The 16,245-nt window shown below is 71.1% G+C and carries 13 protein-coding genes and 1 pseudogene; 9 read left to right on the forward strand and 5 right to left on the reverse strand.

Going from position 1 to position 16,245, the window contains the following annotated elements; genetic code table 11:
* The first annotated feature begins 68 nt into the window (after positions 1-68).
* Positions 69-1,922, forward strand: a complete 1,854-nt coding sequence (locus ACWD3I_RS23035) for an ABC transporter ATP-binding protein (RefSeq protein WP_365408721.1) — start codon at positions 69-71, stop codon at positions 1,920-1,922.
* Here the strand turns inward: ACWD3I_RS23035 and ACWD3I_RS23040 are convergent.
* Both ACWD3I_RS23040 and ACWD3I_RS23045 read right to left on the reverse strand, forming a co-directional pair.
* Positions 1,845-2,405: pseudogene (locus ACWD3I_RS23040) on the reverse strand (response regulator transcription factor); the annotation flags it as partial. The gene ACWD3I_RS23035 and the pseudogene ACWD3I_RS23040 sit on opposite strands and share 78 nt — an antisense overlap.
* Positions 2,406-2,662: 257 nt before the next feature.
* On the reverse strand, positions 2,663-4,042 hold the full coding sequence (locus ACWD3I_RS23045) for a S1 family peptidase (protein WP_365408712.1): 1,380 nt from the start codon (positions 4,040-4,042) through the stop codon (positions 2,663-2,665).
* Between the two features lie 189 nt (positions 4,043-4,231).
* Here ACWD3I_RS23045 and ACWD3I_RS23050 point away from each other — a divergent pair, with 189 nt between their 5' ends.
* The 5 genes from ACWD3I_RS23050 (at position 4,232) to ACWD3I_RS23070 (ending at position 11,267) form a co-directional block, all read left to right on the forward strand.
* Entirely contained in the window at positions 4,232-4,645 is a 414-nt protein-coding gene (locus ACWD3I_RS23050) for a PaaI family thioesterase (protein WP_365408709.1), read from the forward strand.
* Positions 4,646-5,090: 445 nt separating this feature from the next.
* Positions 5,091-5,306, forward strand: coding sequence for a hypothetical protein (locus tag ACWD3I_RS23055; RefSeq protein ID WP_046256964.1), 216 nt, complete (start codon positions 5,091-5,093; stop codon positions 5,304-5,306).
* A 117-nt stretch (positions 5,307-5,423) separates the two neighbouring features.
* On the forward strand, positions 5,424-6,230 hold the full coding sequence (locus ACWD3I_RS23060) for an HlyD family efflux transporter periplasmic adaptor subunit (RefSeq protein WP_365408705.1): 807 nt from the start codon (positions 5,424-5,426) through the stop codon (positions 6,228-6,230).
* On the forward strand, positions 6,227-8,449 hold the full coding sequence (locus ACWD3I_RS23065) for an NHLP family bacteriocin export ABC transporter peptidase/permease/ATPase subunit (RefSeq protein WP_365408702.1): 2,223 nt from the start codon (positions 6,227-6,229) through the stop codon (positions 8,447-8,449). Before ACWD3I_RS23060 ends, ACWD3I_RS23065 begins: the two co-directional genes overlap by 4 nt.
* A 1-nt stretch (position 8,450) precedes the next feature.
* On the forward strand, positions 8,451-11,267 hold the full coding sequence (locus tag ACWD3I_RS23070) for an NHLP bacteriocin export ABC transporter permease/ATPase subunit (protein ID WP_365408699.1): 2,817 nt from the start codon (positions 8,451-8,453) through the stop codon (positions 11,265-11,267).
* 4 nt (positions 11,268-11,271) lie between these two features.
* Here ACWD3I_RS23070 and ACWD3I_RS23075 read toward each other — a convergent pair whose 3' ends face one another.
* From ACWD3I_RS23075 to ACWD3I_RS23085, 3 genes are read right to left on the reverse strand one after another with little or no spacing between them, the layout of a single operon-like run.
* A complete protein-coding gene (locus ACWD3I_RS23075; RefSeq protein ID WP_365408696.1) occupies positions 11,272-11,784 on the reverse strand; it encodes an SRPBCC family protein in 513 nt (170 codons plus the stop codon).
* Between the two features lie 6 nt (positions 11,785-11,790).
* Positions 11,791-12,135: an ArsR/SmtB family transcription factor gene (locus ACWD3I_RS23080; RefSeq protein ID WP_365408693.1), complete on the reverse strand. Its 345-nt coding sequence runs from the start codon at positions 12,133-12,135 to the stop codon at positions 11,791-11,793.
* Positions 12,136-12,167: 32 nt separating this feature from the next.
* Positions 12,168-12,998: an alpha/beta fold hydrolase gene (locus ACWD3I_RS23085; RefSeq protein ID WP_365408691.1), complete on the reverse strand. Its 831-nt coding sequence runs from the start codon at positions 12,996-12,998 to the stop codon at positions 12,168-12,170.
* Between the two features lie 124 nt (positions 12,999-13,122).
* Here ACWD3I_RS23085 and ACWD3I_RS23090 point away from each other — a divergent pair, with 124 nt between their 5' ends.
* The 3 genes from ACWD3I_RS23090 (at position 13,123) to ACWD3I_RS23100 (ending at position 16,229) form a co-directional block, all read left to right on the forward strand.
* Positions 13,123-14,628 (forward strand): MFS transporter, encoded by a 1,506-nt coding sequence (locus ACWD3I_RS23090; RefSeq protein WP_365408688.1) that lies wholly within the window; start codon positions 13,123-13,125, stop codon positions 14,626-14,628.
* Between the two features lie 70 nt (positions 14,629-14,698).
* Entirely contained in the window at positions 14,699-15,193 is a 495-nt protein-coding gene (locus ACWD3I_RS23095) for a methyltransferase family protein (protein WP_365408685.1), read from the forward strand.
* Between the two features lie 28 nt (positions 15,194-15,221).
* Complete coding sequence (locus tag ACWD3I_RS23100; RefSeq protein WP_365408682.1) at positions 15,222-16,229, forward strand: Ppx/GppA phosphatase family protein; 1,008 nt, start codon at positions 15,222-15,224, stop codon at positions 16,227-16,229.
* Positions 16,230-16,245 lie beyond the last annotated feature (16 nt).

Raw genomic sequence — 16,245 nt, forward strand, 5'->3', positions numbered from 1 at the left:
CCGGAGCGGCGCCGGCGGAGCGGGTGCTGCGTCCCGGTCTGCGTTTCCTGTGGGCGCGGTGGCGGGTCATGCTGCGGCTCGGGGCCTGGTCCGTGCTGGAGACCGGGCAGACCTTCCTCACCGGGTACGCGCCCGCCCGCGCCCTGGACGAGGGGTTCCTGGCGGGCCGGGTGGACAAGGGACTCATGTGGCTGGGGGTGGCCGGGCTCGGTGTCCTCGTCGGGGCGTACGGCACGGTACGGGTGTACGCCGCGGTCGCCGCGCTCGTCGAACCGCTCAGGGACCGGCTCGTGGCGCGGGTCGTCGCGCGCGGGGTCCGGGAGGGGGATGCCGGGGCGCTGTCCGGGCTCACCCAGCAGGCCGAGATCGCGCGGGACACGTTCGCCGGCCTGGTGATGGTGTCGCGTTCGTTCGTGTTCACCGCGGCCGGCGCCCTCGTCGGCCTGTTCTCGCTCGCCCCGTTGCTCCTTGTGGTGGTCGGGATCCCGCTCCTCGCCGGGGTGGCGCTCTTCGCGGCGACGCTGCGGCCGCTGGCCCGCCGTCAGGAGGCGTTCCTCGTCGCCGACGAGGCGTTGGCCGAGCGGCTCGGTGCCGTCTGCCCGGGGCTGCGGGACATCACGGCGGCCGGTGCGGAGGAACAGGTCGCCGACGGCACCGGGGACCGGGTCGACGCCGAACTGCGGGCCGCGAGTTCCCTGGCCCGCTGGAGCGTGCTGCGTGTGGCGTCCCTCGCGATCGGCGGCCAGTTGCCGATCGTGCTGCTGCTCGCCACCGCGCCCTGGCTGCTCCGCAACGGCGTCACCGCGGGCGCCCTGGTCGGCGCCCTCGCCTATGTCACCCAGTCCCTGCTGCCCGCCCTGAGCAACCTGGTGCACGGGCTGGGCACGAGCGGATCGCGGCTGGTGGTCGTGGTGCGGCGGCTGGTCCGGAACAGCACGCGGGAGACCGGTGCGACGGCGGGGAGTGCGCGCGAGCCGTCCGAGGGGCCACCGCGGTCCGACGGCGCGCTGCCCGCCCGACTCCCCCACCCCTCCGACAGCCCACCCGACGCCCCCGCCCTCTCCCTCACCTCGCTCACCTTCGCCTACGGCCCCGCCGCCGCCCCCGTCGTCCAGGACCTCCACCTCACCCTCGCACCCGGCGCCCACCTCGCCGTCGTAGGCCCGAGCGGCACAGGGAAGTCCACGCTCACCGCACTGATCGCCGGGCTGCTGGAGCCCGGGGCAGGCTCGGTCCGGGTGTGCGGGCACCCCGTGCCCGGGGTGGCGGCCGCCGCGTGCCGGGTGCTCATCCCGCAGCAGGCGTACGTCCACACCGGCACCCTCGCCGAGAATCTCGGGCACCTGCGGCCGGACCCCGTGCCCGAGGCGGAACTGCTCGCCGCGGCCGGGGCGGTGGGACTCCTGCCGTTGCTCGAAACGCTCGGCGGACCGCGGGCGACGGTCGATCCGGCCGCGCTCTCCACGGGCGAGCGGCAACTCGTGGCGCTGACCCGCGCCTATCTGTCGCACGCCCCGCTCGTCCTGCTCGACGAGGCGACGTGCCATCTGGACCCGGAGGCCGAGGAGCGGGCGGAGCGGGCCTTCGCCGAGCGGCCCGGCGGCACTCTGGTGGTCGTGGCGCACCGCATGAGCTCGGCCCGTCGTGCCCACCGGGTCCTGGTCATGGACGGCCGGGAGACGGCGTGCGGGACGCATCACGAACTCATGCGGTGCTCGGCGCTCTACCGGGATCTCGTCGGCAGTTGGACGCCCGTGCCGTCAGAGCCAGCCCTCGCCCTGCGAGATCCGGATCGCGTCGACGCGGTTGCGGGCCCCGGTCTTGCGGGTGATGGCCGCCATGTAGTTGCGCACCGTCCCGTGGGACAGGTGCAGGCTCCCCGCGATCTCCGCGACGGAGGCACCCTCGGCGGCCAGGACTAAGACGCTCAACTCCCGTCTGGTCAGCGGCATTTCGGCGGCCCTCAGGAAGCCGAAGCCGAGCGAGTCGTCGATGAAACGTTTCCCTTCGGCAACGCGCCGGATGCCGCGCACCAGGTGTTCCGGTGAGCCTTCCTTGTCGACATAGCCGAGCGCTCCCGCCTCGGCCGCGCGTTTCAGGAGCCCCGGCCGGTTGGCGCTGGCCAGGACCAGGAGGCGGGGCGGCGGCGCGTCGGGGTGGCGCGCGCCCAGGTCTCTCAGTGGGGGTATGCCGTAGGTGTCCGAGCACTCCAGGTCGGCCGCGCAGACGTCCGGCTCGACGGTTCGCAGCCGGCTCGGTGCGCTGCGCCACGGGGCGTCGAACACCCCGAGGTCCGGCTCCCGGCGCAGCCACTCCGCCAGAACCGATCTGACCAGACACTCGTCGTGCACCAGAAGAACCCGGATCAACTGCCCGTCCCTTCGACTCACGTTCGCCGGTTCCATGGGGTGAGGAGCACGTGCCCCATTGTTCGCGCCCCGCACCTTTCCCGGGCGCGAAGAACCGGCCAACAGGGTGCGTGGGGGCGCACACCCGGAGCCCGTACGCCGCCGCGCGCTTCGACTGTGGGGGCATGGGAGGGGGCCGAGGGGGTAGATGTCGGCGTTCGTCGTCGTGCCGGGACGCACGAACGGTCCGACCCTCCCGCCGGAGGGCCGGACCGTGTCCGTGGACTGCTGGTGGAGCGCTGCGGGTCTGTGGGTCAGTGGGTCTCGGTCAGACCGGAGGAGCCGTCCTCCGCTCCCGCGCCGGCTTCCTCGCCGCCGACCTCCTGGCCGCCGACCTCTTCACCGCCGACCTCCTGGCCGCCGACCTCTTCGCCACCGACCTCCTGGCCGCCGACCTCTTCGCCACCGACTTCCTGGCCGCCGACTTCTTCGCCACCGACCTCTTCACCGGCACCGGCTTCCTCGCCCGCACCCGCTTCCTCGCCGGCGCCGGCCTCTTCGCCGCCGCCCGCCGCGTCGCCCGCGCCGAGGGTCGCACCGACCGCCTCCAGGGCGGTGGTGACCGGCTGGAAGAAGGTCTCGCCGCCCACCGTGCAGTCGCCGCTGCCGCCGGAGGTCAGGCCGATGGCCAGGCCGTCCTGGGTGAACAGCGAGCCGCCGCTGTCGCCGGGTTCGGCGCAGACGTTGGTCTGGATGAGCCCGGTGACGGTGCCCTCCGGGTAGTTCACGGTGGCGTCGAGTCCGAGGACCTGGCCGTCGTTGAGCCCGGTGGTGCTGCCCATCCGGAACACCTGGAGGCCGACCTCGGCGTCCGCGGCCTGGGAGATCGCGACGGTCTGGTCACCGACGTTGACCTCGCTCGGCGCGACGGTCGCCGGGTCGTCGTACTTGACCAGGGCGAAGTCGCCGTCCCCGGGGAACGTGGCCTGGTCGACGGTGGCGATCGGAGCGCCGCCGTCCGCATCGGACCACTCCGCCGCGGCGACCCCGCAGTGACCGGCGGTCAGGAAGGCCGGGGTGCCGTCGCCCGCGGTGACGTTGAACCCAGCCGAGCAGCGGGCGCCGCCGGCGAAGATGGCGTCGCCGCCGGAGAGGAACGTCTTGAAGGTGCCGGCCGACTTCTTGATGGTCGCCATGCCGGAGCCGAGGGTCTGGACGGTCGACTCCAGCTGGTCCCAGTTGTCGCCGGTGACCGTCTTATCGGCGGTGACGAGGATCTTGTTCGTCCGGGGGTCCACGGCCCAGGCCGTGCCCGGGATGGTCGCGTCGGACTTCAGCGTCTGCGCGCCGGCGGCCAGTTCGGCGAGGCTGTTGTCGACCTCGCGTATCTCCGCGCCGGCCTTCTTCGCCTGGACGATCACATTGTTGTTGTCGCCCGAGATGACGTTGACGACGAGCTGCTGCTGGTCCGCGTCGTAGTACGAACCGGCGAACGACTCGCCGAGCAGGTCGGCGAGCTGCGAGGCGAGATCCGAGGCGTCCGATGCCTTGAGGGTCTTGGGCGCTGCGGCCTGGCCCGAGGAGCCGTCCTGGTTGGCGTTCGCCTGCGGCAGGAGAATTGCGGCTGCTCCGAGCGCCACCACGCCGCCCGCTGCGATCGCGGCCTTGCGCTTCGGAATTCGCTTGTGACTCAAACTACTCGACCTCCTGAAGGACGGGGTCAGTGCCGCCGGTCGTCGGCGGCTTGTCGGGGCGCCTGGATGGCAGTGGGTACGCAGGAGCCACGTGGGGCGTTCAATTCCGTTTGCAGGCAATCTCTTTACGCAATCGCGAATCGGCCAGGGTCCGCGTCCGGCGGGCCGGGAGCGGGAACAATCCCCCATATGACGATGACCACCGCCGAAGCCGACAAGATCCTCGCCGACAACTTCGCCCCCTGGGTCCTTGAGCTGGGCCTGTCGGTCGAGGCCCTGGACGACCATCGCGCCACCCTGCGTCTGCCCTGGTCGGACCGCCTGTCGCGGGAGGGCGGAGCACTGTCGGGACAGGCATTGATGGCCGCCGCCGACACGGCCACGGTGATCGCGGTCTCGGGGGCGCGCGGCACCTACGGACCGATGACGACGGTGCAGCAGTCGACGTCGTTCCAGCGTGCGGTGGCCGGTTCGGATGTCCTGATCGAAGCGGTCGTCACCAAGCTGGGCCGGCGTATGGCGTTCGCCGACATCACGATGACCGACGCGGGGTCGGGCGAACTCGCGGCCCGCGCGAGCACCGTGTACGCACTACTGGGCTGACACGGTCCGCAACCGGACGACAACGGTCCGTTCCGAACTCCGTGCCGAATCCTGGCTTCAGGGAATCTGCACATCCAATACTCAACGAAGTCACCGGGCGTGGTGGTTCTGCACAAGCGCGTGCGGCCTCGTACGTCATTGGGGCGGGAGTGTCTGATTCGCTTCCCGGGCCGCAAGGGCGCGTATGAACGGAACACGCGCCCGGTGTGAAGAAGTCGCCACCGAGCCGTGCGCACTCCTGCACGGTTCGGTGCTTGTGGGGCTCAAGTTGCCTGGTGAGGCCATTGGTTGATTGGAAGGGCACGGCCGCCGCGTGCTTTGATCCATCGCACCGCAGGAGCCGCACAGGGCTTCGGAAACGGGCGCTTGGCGCCTGCGGTCGCGGCCGTCCCCAGAGGGGTCACCGCTCCCCCTTGTGAATATCCATATGAAGGGAAGTTCCATCATGAACTCCACCCCCCAGGTTGAGACCGTCGAGATCTCCGACGCCGAGCTCGACAACGTCTCCGGCGGCCTGCAGCTGAACGCCCTGGGCACCGTCACCGGCCTGGTGGACGGCATCGCCCCGGTTTCCGGCCTGGTCGACACGGCCGTCGGCACCGTCGAGGGTGTCACCGGCCTCTCCGTGGCCCCGGTCACGAACCTGGTCGCCGGTCTCTGATCGCACCTTGTGTCCTGAGTCCCGGAGCCGTTTCCCGGCTCCGGGACTCACGGATGCCCTGAAGCAACCGGCTCCCAAGGGCCGGTCCACTGTCATTTTCAGGTGGGGGAAAGTCCCGTGCAGTTCCGCCAACAGGCCCTCGCCAAGCTCCAGTCACCGGAGGAGCTCGACCTTCCGGTGCGTTTCGCCCGCCCCCAGGGCTGGCTCGCGCTCTCCGTGACCGTGGTCGTCATGGCCGCCGCGTCCGTGTGGGCAGTGACCGGCTCGGTCGCCTCCACCGTGAGCGCGTCCGCGATCCTCACCCACGGGCAGGGCAGCTACATCCTGCAGAGCCCCGTCGCGGGCCAGGTCACCGCGGTCCTCGCCGAGGAGGGCGAGCAACTGCCGGCCAACTCCCCCGTACTGAAGGTCCGTACGTCCCAGGGCGACTCCGTCGTCCGCTCGGTCGCCGCGGGGCGGGTCACCGCACTGGCCGCGACCATCGGGCAGATCATCCAGACCGGGGCGAACGTCGCCGCCGTGGAGAAGGTCGCGCACACCAAGGACCCCCTGTACGCCACCGTGTACGTGCCCGCCGAGAACGCGGCCTCCATCCCCGCGCACGCCGCCGTGGACCTCACCGTCTCCTCGGTGCCCACCCAGGAGTACGGCGTGCTGCGCGGCCATGTGAAGTCGGTGGACCGCTCGGCACAGTCGGCGCAGCAGATCTCCGCGTTCCTCGGGGACAGCCAGCTCGGCGAGCAGTTCACCAAGGACGGCAGGCCGGTGGCCGTACTGGTGAAGCTGGACAAGGCGTCCGGCACGAAGAGCGGCTACAAGTGGTCCTCCGAGGACGGGCCGCCCTTCACCCTGACCTCCATGACCGTGGCCACGGGTTCGATCCGGCTGGCCGACCAGCACCCCGTCGATTGGCTGCTGCCGTGAGCACCGCACAGGACACCCGCAGCAGACGCCGGGCCACCCCGCCCAAGCGCCCCGTCCCCAAGGGGAAGGCGAAGACCGTCCGCACACCCACCGTCCTCCAGATGGAGGCCGTGGAGTGCGGTGCCGCCTCGCTGGCGATGGTGCTGGGCCACTTCGGCAAGCACGTCCCGCTGGAGGAGCTGCGCATCGCGTGCGGTGTCTCGCGCGACGGCTCCCGCGCGAGCAACCTCCTCAAGGCGGCCCGTAGTTACGGTCTCACCGCCAAGGGCATGCAGATGGACACGGCCGCCCTCGCGGAGGTGAGGACGCCGGCCGTGCTGTTCTGGGAGTTCAACCACTACGTCGTCTACGACGGCATGGGCCGCCGCTTCGGCCGTCGCGGGGTGTACATCAACGACCCCGGCAAGGGCCGCCGGTTCGTGCCCATGGAGGACTTCGACTCCAGCTTCACCGGTGTCGTCCTGGTGATGGAGCCGGGCGACGGCTTCACCAAGGGCGGGCGCAAACCGGGGGTACTCGGCGCGATGCCGGCCCGGCTGCGCGGCACCGCGGGCACGATGCCCGCCGCGGTGCTGGCGAGCCTGCTCCTGGTGCTGGTCGGCGCGGCGGTGCCCGCGCTGAGCCGTACCTATATCGACATGTTCCTGATCGGGGGGCAGACCTCCCTGCTCGGCGTGCTGTTCGCGTCGATGGGGACGTGTGTCCTGCTCACCCTGGTCCTCACCTGGCTGCAACAGGCGAACCTGCTGCGCGGCCGCATCATCTCCTCCACGCTCTCCAGCGCCCGCTTCCTGCGCCATCTGCTGCGGCTGCCGGTGACGTTCTTCTCCCAGCGCAGCCCGGCCGACCTGGTGCAGCGCCTCCAGTCCAACGACGCCGTGGCCGAGACGCTGGCCCGCGACCTCGCGGCGGCGGGCGTGGACGCGGTGGTGGTCGTGCTCTACGCCTTGCTGCTCTACACCTACGATCCGCAGCTCACGTTCGTCGGCATCGCCGTCGCCCTGCTGAACATCGTCGCCATGCGAGTCGTCATCCGGCTGCGGGCCACCCGTACGGCGAAACTCCGCGCGGACAGCGCCCGGCTCACCAACACCGCCTACACCGGCCTCCAGTTGATCGAGACGATGAAGGCGACCGGCGGCGAGGACGGCTACTTCCGCAAGTGGGCGGGACAGCACGCCACCACGCTGGAGGAGCAGCAGCGGCTCGGCGTGCCGAGCGCCTGGCTGGGCGTGGTCGCCCCGACGCTGGCCTCGCTCAACAGCGCGCTGATCCTGTGGATCGGCGGCATGCGCGCGGTGGAGGGCGGTATCTCGGTCGGTCTGCTGGTGGCGTTCCAGTCCCTGGTCACCCGCTTCACCGCCCCGATCACCCGGCTCAACGGAGTCGCCGGGCGCATCCAGGACTTCGCGGCGGACGTGGCCCGCCTCAAGGACGTGGAGAACTTCCAGGCGGACCCGCTCTACGGCCGTCCCGGCGCCGGCGACTCCACGCGCCGGCTGCACGGCCATGTCGAACTGCAGAACATCACCTTCGGCTACAACCCGCTCGACAAGCCCCTGCTGACCGGCTTCGACCTCACCGTCGGCCCGGGCCAGCAGGTGGCCCTCGTCGGCGGTTCGGGCAGCGGCAAGTCCACGGTCTCCCGGCTGATCTCGGGCCTGTACACGGCCTGGGAGGGTGTCATCCGCATCGACGGACAGCGCCTGGAGGACATCCCGCGCGGGGCGCTCGCCTCCTCCGTCTCCTTCGTCGACCAGGACGTCTTCCTCTTCGAGGGCTCGATCCGCGACAACGTGGCGCTGTGGGACCCGTCGATCCCGGACGAGGCGGTGGTGGACGCGCTGCGGGACGCGGCGCTGTACGACGTGGTGATGCGCCGCCCCGGCGGCATCCAGAGCCGGGTCGAGCAGGACGGCCGCAACTTCTCCGGCGGCCAGCGCCAACGCCTGGAGATCGCCAGGGCGTTGGTCCGCCGCCCCAGCATCCTGGTGCTGGACGAGGTGACGAGCGCTCTGGACGCGGAGACCGAGCAGATCGTGATGGACAACCTCCGCAGGCGCGGCTGTGCGTGTGTGGTGATCGCACACCGGCTCAGCACCGTGCGCGACAGCGACGAGATCGTCGTACTCCAGCACGGCACCATCGTGGAACGCGGGCGGCACGAGGAGCTGGTGGCGCACGGCGGTGCGTACGCGGCGCTGGTCAGGGAGCGATGAGATGACGACCGCACACGAAGGGGACGTCGTCCTCACCGCGCTCGGCGCCATGGGCACCCCCATCGACTGCTCGGGGTTCAACCGCCTCGACCTCGAAGGCCCGCAGGTCCTGTGGCTGGTCGCGTCCGGAGCCGTGGACCTGTTCGCGGTGGACGTCGAACAGCAGGGCCACTGGCACCACCTGGGCCGCCTGGAGGCGGGCTCCCTGATCCTCGGTCCCGGCCCCGGTCCCCAGCACACCTTGGTCGCCCGCCCGCTCAGGGACTGCGTGGTCCACCGCATCGGACTGCGGGAGCTGTACCAGCCCGCGAACACCCAGACCTGGTCCTACGACGAGTACGGCAACCCGCAGTACGTACCGCCGACGACGAGCCCGCTGGAGTACGCGCTCGCCCTCGGCGTCGGCCGCAGCCTCTCGATCCTCTTCCAGGCGCCGATGGCGAACGAACGCGCCGCCGAGGTCACCGACGACGACGTGTTCTGGATGCAGGTGCCGCCGGGCAGTGTGCAGTACGGATCGCTGTACGGGGCCGATGCGGCCGCCGATCTCCTGATGGACCCCGCCATCTGGCAGAGCATGGTCGACCAGCAGTACCGGCTGCTGACCACGCTGGACCGCTGGATCGAGCAGCTGGAACGCACCCATGAGAACCGGACGGCCGAGGGCATCAAGGCCGGTGAGGCGGTCCGCGCCCAGGCCGACCGGACCCTGCTCGCGTCGATCGGCAAGTCCTCGGGCAAGCGCACGACGCCCGCGGACGCGGACGCCTCCTACGCGGCGTGCAGGCTGGTCGCCCACGCCGCCGGGATCACGCTCGCCGACCCGGCGCAGAGCGGTACGGGCAGCGATCGTCTCGACCCGGTCGAGCAGATCGCGCTCGCCTCGCGCGTACGGGCCCGGGCCGTGCGTCTGGACGGCAGCTGGTGGCGGGACAACGTCGGCCCGCTGGTGGGCCATCGCGCGCTGTCCGGTGCGCCGGTCGCGCTGTTGTGGCGGCGCGGCGGCTATGTGGCGGTGCATCCGGCGACGGGCCGCGAGACGCCGATCGAGAAGGCCAACGCGGAGGAGTTCGAGCCGCGTGCCGTCATGTTCTACCGGCCGCTGCCCGAGCGGCGGCTCAGTCCGCTCAGACTGCTGCGGTTCAGCATGCAGGGTATGGGCGGGGACCTGACGAACCTCCTGCTCAGCGGGCTCGTCACCGTGGCGATCGGGGCGATCGTGCCGATCGCCACCGGCCAGATCCTCGGTGAGTTCGTACCGAAGGCGCAGACGAACCTGATCGTGCAGGTCTGTCTCGCGGTGATGATCAGCAGTTTCGTGGCGGCGGCGTTCATGCTGCTGCAGAACCTGACCATCCTGCGTCTGGAGGGCCGTATCGAGGCGACCCTCCAACCGGCTGTCTGGGACCGGCTGCTGCGGCTGCCGACGAAGTTCTTCACCGAGCGGTCCACCGGTGAGCTGGCGAGCGCGGCGATGGGGATCAGCTCGATCCGCCGGCTGCTGGCGGGAGTGGGGCCGGTCGTCGCCCAGTCGGTGACCGTCGGCGCGATGAACCTGGGGCTGCTGTTCTGGTACAGCGCCTCGATGGCGATGGCGGCGATCGGCATGCTCGTGGTGATCGCCGCGGTGTTCCTGGGGCTCGGGCTGTGGCAGGTGCGCTGGCAGCGGCGCCTGGTGGTGCTCGGCAACAAGCTGAACAACCAGGCCTTCCAGACCCTGCGCGGGCTGCCCAAGCTGCGGGTCGCGGCCGCCGAGAACTACGCGTACGCGGCCTGGGCCTCGCAGTTCGCGCGCAGCCGGGAGCTCCAGCAGAAGGTGGGGCGGATCAAGAACCTCACCACGGTGATGGGCGCCGTCTATCTGCCCATCTGCACCCTGCTGATGTTCATGCTGCTCGCCGGCCCGGCGCGCGGCTCGATGTCGGCGGCGGCGTTCCTCTCCTTCAACACCTCGGTGACGATGGTGCTGACCTCCGTCACCCAGCTGACCGGCTCCTTCGTCTCGGCGGTGGGCGCGCTGCCGCTGTTCGAGGAGATCAAGCCGGTCCTCGACGCCGCCCCCGAGGTGCGCACGGCCACCACCCGGCCGGGTCCGCTGTCCGGCGGGATCGAGGCGCGCAGGCTGTCCTTCCGCTACTCCGACGACGGCCCGCTCGTGCTGGACGACGTGTCGTTCGAGGTGCGCCCCGGCGAGTTCGTGGCGGTCGTCGGCCCCAGCGGCTGCGGCAAGTCGACGCTGCTCAGGCTGCTGATCGGCTTCGATCCGCCGGTCTCGGGGAGTGTGCTGTACGACGGTCAGGACCTGGCGGCGCTCGACCAGTCGGCGGTGCGCCGGCAGTGCGGGGTGGTGCTTCAGCACGCCCAGCCGTTCAACGGCTCGATCATGGACGTCATCTGCGGGACCGAGCCGTTCACGCCGGAGGAGGTCATGGTGGCGGCCGAGATGGCGGGGCTCGCGGAGGACATCAAGCGGATGCCGATGGGGCTCCACACGATCGTGTCCGGCAGCGGTGCGGTCTCCGGCGGACAGCGCCAACGGCTCATGATCGCGCAGGCGTTGATCCGCCGGCCGCGCATCCTGTTCTTCGACGAGGCGACCAGCGCCCTCGACAACGAGACACAGCGCAGGGTGATCGAGTCCACCAAGGCCCTCAACGCCACCCGGATCGTGATCGCGCACCGTCTCTCGACGGTGCTGGACGCCGACCGTGTGATCGTGATGGAGGACGGCAAGGTCGCCCAGCAGGGCCCGCCCGCGCAGTTGCTCGCGGACACGGGCGGGCGACTGCACGAGCTGGTGCGCCGGCAGCTGGCGTGAGGGGTCAGTCGAGGCCCGGGACGGGGGCGCCGGAGGGGACACCGGCGGCCACGTAGCCGTCGTAGAACTCCTTCCAGGAGGCCTGACTCCCGGTGGGCGATCCGTTGGCGTACGTCTCCAGGGCGGCCAGGCAGACCTCCCAGCCGGCGCCGTTGCGGGCCGCGGTGTCGGCCTCGCTCAGTACGTTGGTGAGCGTGAAGCGGGTGCGCTTCTCGTCCAACGCCTCCAGGTCGAAGTGCAGTTCGTCGCCGCCCCACTCGAAGGACAGGTGCCGGGGCGCGTCGACGGACAGGACCCGGCCCTTGGAGTCCGCCATGTTCGGATCGCCGCTGAACCTGATCTCCCCGCCGGGCCGCGGGTCGATCTCGGCGCGGGACGGGAACCAGTGGGCGAGTTCGTCGGCGTCGGTCACGAACTGCCAGACGCGCTCGACGGGATGGTCGTAGGTACGGCTGAAGCGGACGGCCGGGCGGCCGTCGTCCAGGGTCAGACAGGTGCCGGTGAGGTCTGCGGACATGGTGGATCAGTCCTTCGGAGAGGGTTCCTCGGGGTCGTCCGGCGCGGTCTCGTCGAGGCGGCGGCCCAGCGCGTCCAGGCTGTTGTTCCACAGCCTGCGGTAGGGGGCCAGCCAGGCGTCGAGTGCGGCGATCGGGGCCGGTTCGAGGGCGTAGACACGGCGCTGCGCGTCCTGCCGGACCCGGACCAGCCCCGCTTCCCTGAGCACCTTCAGATGCTTCGAGGTGCTCGGCTGGCTCAGACCGCATTCCTCCACGATCTCCCCGACGGGCCGCGGCCGCTCCAGGAGCAGCGCGACGATGGTCCGCCGGTGGGGGTCGGCGAGGGCGGTCCAGGGCGCGGCGTCGGACATGAGCTCAATATGCCACCGCAGTTATATGCCAGTCAAGGCATATCGGGCTCGGCAGACCGGTCGTCCGTGTGCACCCAGGTCGCCAGTGCCCGCAGCGCCGTGGCGAACCGGTCCGGGTGACGCAGGAACTCCATGTGAATGCCGGGGAACTCCACCCAGGGCGCACCGATCCGGCGGGCGATCTCGACCGACGGCCGGGCGTAGTACGTACCGCGATCCTCCGCGCCGGCGCCCAGGACGATCGGGAACGGCGCCGCCTTCAGGGCGGCCTCGTCGGGACGGAAGCCGGCGAAGCCCTGCCATTCGGCACCGAAGAGGTGGTCCTGGTTGCCGAGGAAGCGCTGCCACAGATCGACCGGCCAGCGATATGCCCCCTCGCCGCGCACCGTCTGCGCGAACCGGCGACCCGCGGCCGGCGCTCCGCCCCGCGCGTAGCGGTCTGCCAGGTCGGCGAAGAAACCGCGGGCGGGGTCGCCGTCGGGCAGGACGTTCACCGCGGGCGGTTCGTGAGCGATCAGACCCACCAGGGAGTCGGGGTGCAGTGCGGCGAGAGTCAGCCCGATGATCGCGCCCCCGCTGTTGCCGAACACCAGCGCCCGGCCGCCCGCCGGGCCGTCGATCAGGGCGCGGGCGTCGGACGCCTGCTGCGCGAGATCCATCGGCACGCCGGAGCGGCCGGTGCTGCGCGAATTGCCGCGCCGGTCGTAGGTGATCACGGTGAAGGCGTCGGCAAGGTCCGCCGCGACCCTTGTGTAGTAGCCCGCGTCCCCGCCCGCGCCGCTGATCATCAGCAGCGCCGGACCGCTCCCCCGCCGCTCGTAGTACAGGCCCGCGCCGTCGACCTCGAATGTGCCGCTGGTCACAATCAACCTCGCCCCTCATCGAAACTTTGCCGTTTCGCTAAAAGTGCTCTAGCCTCAAGGTGTACGAAACAGTTTCGTTTACGACTTCGTAAAATCCGAACGCCTTCCCTGGAGTGGTTCCGCCATGTCCCAGAAGACCCTGACCGAGAACGCCCCGACGGGCGCGGGCGAGGCGTCGCCCGAGGCCTCCACCTCCAAGCGGTGGTGGATCCTCGCGGTCGTCGCCCTCGCCCAGCTGATGGTGGTCCTCGACGCGACCATCGTGAACATCGCCCTTCCCTCGGCCCAGGCCGACCTCGGGTTCTCCGACGGCAACCGGCAGTGGATCGTCACCGCGTACGCGCTGGCCTTCGCCTCCCTCCTGCTGCTCGGCGGCCGGATCGCCGACCTCTTCGGCCGCAAGCCCGCCTTCCTGATCGGTGTCGTCGGTTTCGCCGCGGTCTCCGCGCTCGGCGGTGCCGCCACCAACTTCGAGATGCTGGTCACCGCCCGTGCCCTCCAGGGTGCCTTCGGCGCACTGCTCGCGCCCGCCGCGCTCTCCCTCCTGAACACGACGTTCACCGACGCCAAGGAGCGCGCCAAGGCGTTCAGCGTCTACGGCGCCATCGCCGGCGCGGGTGGCGCGGTGGGTCTGCTGCTCGGCGGCATCCTCACCGACGCCCTCGACTGGCGCTGGACCCTCTACGTCAACGTCGTCATCGCCGTGGTCGCCTTCGTCGGCGGCTGGTTCCTGCTCAACAACCACCGCGACGCCGCCAACTCCAAGCTGGACGTGCCCGGCACGATCCTCGTCGCCGCCGGTCTGTTCTCCGTGGTCTACGGCTTCTCCAACGCCGAGACGCACGACTGGAGCTCGCCCGAGACCTGGGGCTTCCTGATCGCCGGCGGTGTGCTGCTGGCCGCCTTCACCTGGTGGCAGACCAAGGCCGCGCACCCGCTGCTGCCGCTGCGCATCCTGCTCGACCGCAACCGCGCGGCCTCCTTCTTCGCGGTACTGATCTCCGGCGCGGGCATGTTCGGCGTCTTCCTCTTCCTCACCTACTACCTCCAGCTCAACCTGGGGTTCAGCCCGACCAAGACCGGTGTGGCGTTCCTGCCCATGGTCGCCGCGCTGATGGTGATGGCCCAGCTCGGCACGACCGTGCTGGTGCCCCGGATCGGCCCGAAGACCGTCGTCCCGCTGGGCTTCGCGATCTCCGTGGTCGGCATGGCCTGGCTGACCGGGATCGGCACCGACTCCGACTACCTCACCGCCGTTCTGCCCCAACTGATCATCATCGGCGCCGGTCTCGGCCTGGTCATGCCGGCTGCGATGCAGCTGGCCACCGGCGGGGTGGCGGCCGAGGACGCGGGCGTCGCCTCCGCCACGGTCAACGCCATGCAGCAGGTGGGCGGTTCGATCGGTACGGCGCTGCTGAACACGCTGGCCGCGAGCGCCGCGACCGACTACCTGGCCGGGAAGGACGCGACCAGCAAGCTGGTCCAGGCGCGGGCGACGATCGAGAGCTACACCACCGCCTTCTGGTGGTCGGCGGGCTTCTTCGCCGCCGGTGCGCTGATCGCCTTCCTGCTCTACCGGCGCGGGGTTCCGGAGCAGGACGCGGACGCCGCACCCGTCGTCCACATGTGACCGCCACTTGAACCGAGGGGCCGCCGTCCGCAGGGAGACGGCGGCCCCTCCTCGCTGTCATGGTGGCGGTATGCGCACACCGGCGGCAGCCCTCGGCAGCACGGTCTTCTTCGCGCTCGCGCCCGGCACGGTGGCCGGGCTGCTGCCGTGGTGGCTGACCGAGTGGCGGTCCGGCGACTGGTGGCTGTCCGTCCGTCTGCTCGGTCTGCTCCCGCTCCTCGCGGGCGCGGCCGTTCTGCTGGCCGCCTTCGTGCGGTTCGTGCGCGAGGGCCTGGGCACTCCGGCGCCGGTCGCTCCGACCGAGCACCTGGTGGTGGGCGGGCTGTACCGGCATGTGCGCAATCCGATGTACGTCGCCGTGGTCGCGACGATCGGCGGCCAGGGACTGCTGCTCGCCCGGCCGGTGCTGTTCGGCTACGGCGCCGGCGCCTGGGCGCTGATGTGGGCGTTCGCGCGGTGGTACGAGGAGCCCGCGCTCGCCGACCGGTTCGGCGCGGAGTACGCGCGCTACCGCGGTGCCGTGCCTGGCTGGTTCCCTCGGCTCACGCCCTGGCACGGTGCGTGACGGCCCGCAGACGGGTACTCACGCATCCATGCGACTCTGCGTGATGGATGTGGGCTCGAACACGGTCCGGCTGGTGGTGGCAGATGCGGAGGGCGGGGTGCCACTGCCGGTGCACACCGCGAAGTGGCGCCTGAGACTCTCCGAACAGGTCGATCCCGGCGGCCCGTTGCCCGAGGAGGCCGTCGAACGGCTCGTAGGAGCGGTGGCCGAGGCGAGCCGGGCCGCGGCGAAGTGGGGTGCGGCGCCGCCGCAGGCCTTCGCGACCGCCGTGGTACGCAACGCCTCCAACCGCAGCGAGGTCCTGCGCGAGGTGCGCTCGCGCACCGGGGTCGGGCTGTACACGCTGCCGGGCGAACTGGAGGCCGAGCTCACCTTCCTCGGGGCGCGGCGCTGGATGGGCTGGCGGTCGGGTCCGCTGACACTGCTCGACATAGGCGGCGGCTCGCTCGAAGTGGCCTTCGGGCGGGGCCGGTTGCCGGACTTCGTGGCCTCGCTGCCGCTGGGCGCGGGACGGCTGACCCATGAGTTCTTCGAGGGCGAGGACCAACCGACGCCGGACCTGGTGCGGGCACTGCGCCGCCGGGTCCGCCACCAACTGCGGGATGTCGCGGCCCGGATCCGCTGGGAGGGGCCGCACACCGCGGTGGCCACCTCCCGCACCTTCCAGCAGCTGGGACGGCTGTGCGGGGCCCCGCCCGGACGACACGGGCCCTTCACGGAACGCCGGTTGCACCGCTCGGACCTGCGGGAGGCGATCGTCCGCCTCGCCGCACTCCCCGCCGTCGAACGCTCCCGGTTGCCCGGCATCTCCGCGCCGCGCGCCGCCCAGAGCCTCGCCGGTGCGGTGGTCGGGCACACGGCGCTGAAGCTGACCGGCATCAAGACGGTCACCCTCTGTCCCTGGGCGATCCGTGAGGGCGTCCTGCTGCGCCGCATCGAGGACGGCCCGTCCTGGTGGACAGAGGCCGGCCGCCTCGAAGAGGAGACCGCCCCCCAGGATCCGATGCCCCTGCGGATCGCGGCCGCGCGGAGCTGACAAAGGCGAAGGTCCC

The sequence above is a fragment of the Streptomyces sp. NPDC002817 genome (assembly GCF_053592055.1).